The 364-nt window shown below is 69.2% G+C and carries 1 pseudogene; it reads right to left on the bottom strand.

The annotated features are described in order from the left end of the window. A pseudogene (locus FLX08_RS40180) lies at positions 1-364 on the bottom strand (DNA-directed RNA polymerase subunit beta); the annotation flags it as partial.

Raw genomic sequence — 364 nt, forward strand, 5'->3', positions numbered from 1 at the left:
GGAGCGGCCGTCGAACAGCCGCGCCTTGCCGTTCTCCCCCACCATGCGGGAGCCGTCCCGGTTGAGCAGGGTGCTGCCCAGAAGACCGACGATCTCCTCCTCGTGGGCACCGTCGAACACCGGCGTGGCGACCTTGGTCCAGGGCTCGACCCTGCCCATGTCCTTGTCGCGCAGGCGCTCGGCCCAGGCCTCCTCGAGACCGGAGACGTCCCATCCGCGGGCGGCGATCCACCCGAGGTGGGTCTCCAGCACCTGGCCGACGTTCATACGACCGGGCACACCCAGCGGGTTGAGCACGATGTCGACCGGCGTGCCGTCCTCGAGGAACGGCATGTCCTCCACCGGCAGGATCTTGGAGATGACG

This window comes from Microbispora hainanensis (genome assembly GCF_006874475.1).
Classification (GTDB): Bacteria; Actinomycetota; Actinomycetes; order Streptosporangiales; family Streptosporangiaceae; genus Microbispora; species Microbispora hainanensis.